3 protein-coding genes are annotated in these 5,017 nt (G+C 32.0%); all 3 read right to left on the reverse strand.

The genetic code is table 11. The annotated features are described in order from the left end of the window. Positions 1 to 154: 154 nt before the first annotated feature. Positions 155 to 1,528: an alanine/glycine:cation symporter family protein gene (locus tag CD129_RS08845; RefSeq protein ID WP_115337214.1), complete on the reverse strand. Its 1,374-nt coding sequence runs from the start codon at positions 1,526 to 1,528 to the stop codon at positions 155 to 157. 747 nt (positions 1,529 to 2,275) lie between these two features. After that, positions 2,276 to 3,646, reverse strand: a complete 1,371-nt coding sequence (locus tag CD129_RS08855) for an EVE domain-containing protein (protein ID WP_078356910.1) — start codon at positions 3,644 to 3,646, stop codon at positions 2,276 to 2,278. A 204-nt stretch (positions 3,647 to 3,850) separates the two neighbouring features. Then, positions 3,851 to 4,849: a LysM peptidoglycan-binding domain-containing protein gene (locus CD129_RS08860; RefSeq protein ID WP_115337212.1), complete on the reverse strand. Its 999-nt coding sequence runs from the start codon at positions 4,847 to 4,849 to the stop codon at positions 3,851 to 3,853. Between the last annotated feature and the right edge of the window lie 168 nt (positions 4,850 to 5,017).

Here is a 5,017-nt window from a genome sequence, read left to right on the forward strand (position 1 = left end):
ATATTTGACATTTTATGTATTTTTTAGTGGTCAATTTGCCAACCGTTATGAGTTACTCACAAATTCTATATATGAACGTTTATTTTTAAAATAAAAAAAGATTATAACACTTTTGGTTATAATCTTTTTACTGTATTAAATTAAATGAATCATACTATTTACCTTTTTTATCTTTCAAATAAAATTCCTTACCTGTAAAGAATTCTTTAGTTAACTCTTTTACTTTAGGAGCTAATATGACAACTGCAATTATATTTGGAATTAGTATACATGCTAAAGCAATATCTAATAAGTTCCATAATTGTGTACCTGCACCAAATGCCCCAAGTGCAATTGATAATACATAAATGATTTTCATTATGAATCCAGCTGTTAGTCCAAATAAGTATTCTGCCATTCTAGATCCATAATATATAACAACTATTATTGTTGAGAAGACGAAGAATACCATTGAAATAGAAACTATCCAACTTCCAAAAGTACCAAAAGCACTATTAAACGCTCTTGCAGTTAACGCAGCAGATTGTCCTTTCGCATCGTCATCTTTCCATACGTCTGTAACAAGTACAACAAATGCAGTTGTACTACAAATAATTAAAGTATCTACAACGATCTCACTTACACTCCAGAACGCTTGTCTTACAGGATGGTCTGTTTTTGCAGCTGCATGTGCAATTGGTGAAGTACCTAAACCTGCTTCATTAGAGTATATACCTCTAGCAAAGCCCCAACGAACAGTAGTTGCAAGTGCTGCACCAAAACTACCACCTAAAGCAGCATCAGGATTAAATGCTTTTTCAACTACTAATGCGATAACGCTCGGTACATGTTGAATATTAATGATAATGATAATGAAGCCCATAATACAGTATAAGCCAACCATTATAGGTACTATCATTTCTGTAAATGTTGCAATACGCTTAATACCTCCGAATACAACCATTGCTGCTACTACAGCTAAAAATATACCAGTAATACCCATATCAATATTGAATGTATCTTCAACCGCACTTGCTGCTGAATTCCCTTGTACCATAATACTTGGAATAAGTTCGATCATTAAAGCAAATGCGAATACGAAAGAGAATATGAGTCCAACTTTTTTATTTTTGAAACCTTTTTTCATGTAATGAGTTGGTCCACCTACATATTCTCCCATATCATTCTTTTCACGATAATGAATACCTAATACGTTTTCACTATATTTTAAAGCCATACCTAAAAATGCAATAACCATCATCCAAAATACAGCACCAGGACCACCCATCATAATAGCAGTAGGAACACCGACAATATTCGCTGCACCAACCGTAGAAGACAATGCAGATGTTAAAGCTTGTCTTGGTGTGATTGTTCCCTCACCCTTTGGCTCTTTGTTAATACTTCCAAACGTTTGTTTCATCATATATCCGAAATGTCTAAATTGAATAAAGCCTAAATATAACGTTAAAAATAAACTAGATAATAATAAAAGTGTTACGATTGGATACCCCCATAACCAATCAGAAAATGCTACGATTTTCTCCATAAAATGACCCCTTCGCTATTTTATTGATAAAAATTTACGTAATCATATTCTTATCTTACAGAATATTCGGTAAATAATAAACCCAAATTGATAAATATTAAATAAATGGAGTGGTGTAGTATCAGCAAATTTCAGCAAAATTGCTGATAAGAGGTGCGTTATAAGCAAGTTCTACCAAAATTGCTGATATGAGATACAGTATCAGCAGCTTCTACCAAAATTGCTGATAAAAGATACAGTATCAGCAGGTTCTACCAAAATTGCTGATAAGAGATGCGTTATAAGCAGGTTCTACCAAAATTGCTGATATGAGGTGCGTTATAAGCAGGATCTACCAAAATTGCTAATAAGAGATACAGTATAAGCAGGTTCTATAAAAATTGCTGATAAGGAGTGTTCATTTTTTGAATAAAAATAGATATTCCAACGATTTTGTAAGTGCTGACGCCTGAGGGAAAAGTATGAGTGAGAGACCACAGGCTCGAACCATATCCCTAGGCAAGCATGCACGTACAAAATCGCAAGATTATATAAAAATAGATATTCCAACGATTTTGTAAGTGCTGACGCCTGAGGGAATAGTATGTGTGAGAGACTACAGGCTCGAGCCATACCCCTAGGCAAGCATGCACGTACAAAATCGTAAGATAAAAAAATAAGCATATCACTGTAAACTTTAAAAAATCAGTTTAGTGATATGCTTATTTATTTTGATTTAGGATTTATATCCATAGCTCTTCATACTTATTAACCTACATGTAATACTCTACAATGTTTTAAAAATTGATGTGAATATTGTTCTTTAATATCTTCTATTGAACCGTAGCACAATCCTATCATTCGCCACTTTGGATTATGATGATAGAATGAGTCTTTTTCTAAACTCCATTTCACCATTTTTCCTTCGTGATTATATCTAGGTATTGTCATTTCATTACCATCTAACACATTTAAGAATAATTGGAATATTTCTGGATCTATTCTTTCAAACTGGTCAATAACGAGCCATTCTCTTTCAGAACTTGTAATATGACCTGTGATGAATCCTTCTCTGTAATACAATGCACCACTTTCGTTTGGCAAGTATCTTCCATATAACATTTCTTCTGTAAAATCTGGGTGTCCTACAGTATAAATACCTTTAGCAAGTTCACGCTCAACATAATGTTTAGCTTTTTTCAAACCATCTTCTTTATTATCACAAAGCATAAGAATAATAGGCTTATCTTTTTTATGTTCATTTTCTTGCTCACGTGGTACTGACATTTCGTACTGTTGATTTGAACTTTGTTCATACGTCCCATTGCTCATATCTATCATTGCATCATATTGTGCTTTAGTTAAATTCGCAATTGATTGTTTGGAATTTTCTTGTAAGAAGTATAATTTTTTTAAGGCTTGATGTTTATTTAAATCTCCAACACTTACAGGATTAATATCTTTATGATACTTAACTGTAATACATGTAGAATCTGTTCTACCTGGCTGTGGTGGTAATTTATGTATACTATCAGATACTTCACCTATTCCAATTATTGAGTGATTAGCATTTCTATTTAAGAATACAATCTGATCACCTATTTCTAGCTGAGTGTAATAGATGTAACCATTTCTTTTAATTCCATTTACAGTATGCGTAAATATTGTATAAGTTTCATTTTCTTCAAATTGGATTTCTTCAGATAATAGGAAATATCTAGGAATCTTAATAGCACCTTGTCCTAACCCAATAATTAGTTCGAACTCTTCTTTAGAAATACGATTAAACAATTGATCTGTAATTTGTTTAATTCTTAGTTCTAATTGTTCACTTCTCTTTAAATACTCGATAGATAACATCGTTAAAGATTGTTCAAATTTAAAGTGGATGCTAACCTTTTGATTGCCACCTGATTGAACATGAACAATTTCTCCAAATCCTAACAATCCTACTTGATTTTGAACTTGATAGTAAATTACTTTATCTCCAGGTTTTGCAGTTTTAAAAGCATGATATCCTTGATTAGGATTAAAGCTTGCTCCTGATTCAAATACTGCTATTTGACCTTCTAATGGTTCTGTATGATTCCATCTATTATATCCACAATTTAACCAAAAGTAGTTTCTTTCTTCAGACATATGTATACTCCTTAATATCAATAATTATCGATTGTCATAATCAAAATTGTTATGATGTCATGATTTTATTTTCTATGAAAAAACGCACTTTGTATTTACTTCTTTAACAACATATTAATATTAATATTGTATAAGACATTCACACTCATGTCTATGTTTACACAAATAAAAACTGAGACATCAAAGTGTCCCAGTTTTGAGTATTTAATGTATAAAATTATAGCTAGATACTTGTGAAGCAGGTATTGTTCTATAAGTTGTTATACCTGGTGATGATGCAAAATTCATTTCTGAAACTTGAATGCTACCATTTGAATTTAAACGCTCAACAAATGATACATGACCGTAATATCCAACAGATGATTGTAAGATTGATCCTACAGCAGGTGTACGATTTACTCTATAACCATCTTTTGCTGCAGCACTTGCCCAGTTATTAGCATTCCACCAGTAAGTACTAATTGGTTTACCAATAGCTTTACGACGATTAAAGACATGCCAAGTACATTGACCCCAGTCATACAAATTTTGATGGCTAAACGTTGGTGGCACATAACCACTGTTATTATTAGAAGTTGTGTTACCACCTGAGTTTGATGCTGTACCACTTACTTTTAATTTTTGTCCTGGATAAATAATGAAGTTTGATAATCCATTTAAAGACATAATTTTTTGGTATGAAGTGCCATATCTAGCTGCAATAGCAGATAATGAATCTCCTGATTTAACTGTATAAGTAGATGTGCTACCTGAAGTATTTGACGATCCACTATTATTCGAACCACTTCCAGAAGTTGCTGTTCCATTAACTTTAATTCTTTGTCCTGGATAAATAATAGTATTTCTCATTCCATTTAATGACATAATCTTTTGGTATGATGTACCATATTTGCCTGCAATAGCAGATAATGAATCTCCCGATTTGACTGTATAATATGTCGTTGATGTAGTTGAAGTAGATCCAGTGTTAGAATTCGATGTACTTGATGACCCAGGTACTTGTAATACTTGATTTGGGAAAATAATATTTGAGCTTAATTTATTTAAACTTTTAATTTTCGAAATTGAAGTATTATGTTTGTCAGCAATAAGCCACAAAGAATCTCCACTTTTAACTTTATAAGTTGCTGCCTCAGCCTGCTGTGAAGATACTGCTACTGCTACAGAAGCACCAACAAATGCTGCTATTGTCTTTTTCTTCAAAATAACTTACCCCCGTCTTGTTTCATTTTTTATATTGTATTAATTCTTTCTAATTATACACTTTAATATCAGCAGTTTGTATTACAGTTATATTTCATTTCCATTAACCCTATAATAGTATATTACTTTTAAAGATTAATAATTTAAAAATTAAATAAAATATAATAC

Source organism: Mammaliicoccus fleurettii, assembly GCF_003970575.1.
In the GTDB taxonomy this organism is placed as follows: Bacteria; Bacillota; Bacilli; order Staphylococcales; family Staphylococcaceae; genus Mammaliicoccus; species Mammaliicoccus fleurettii.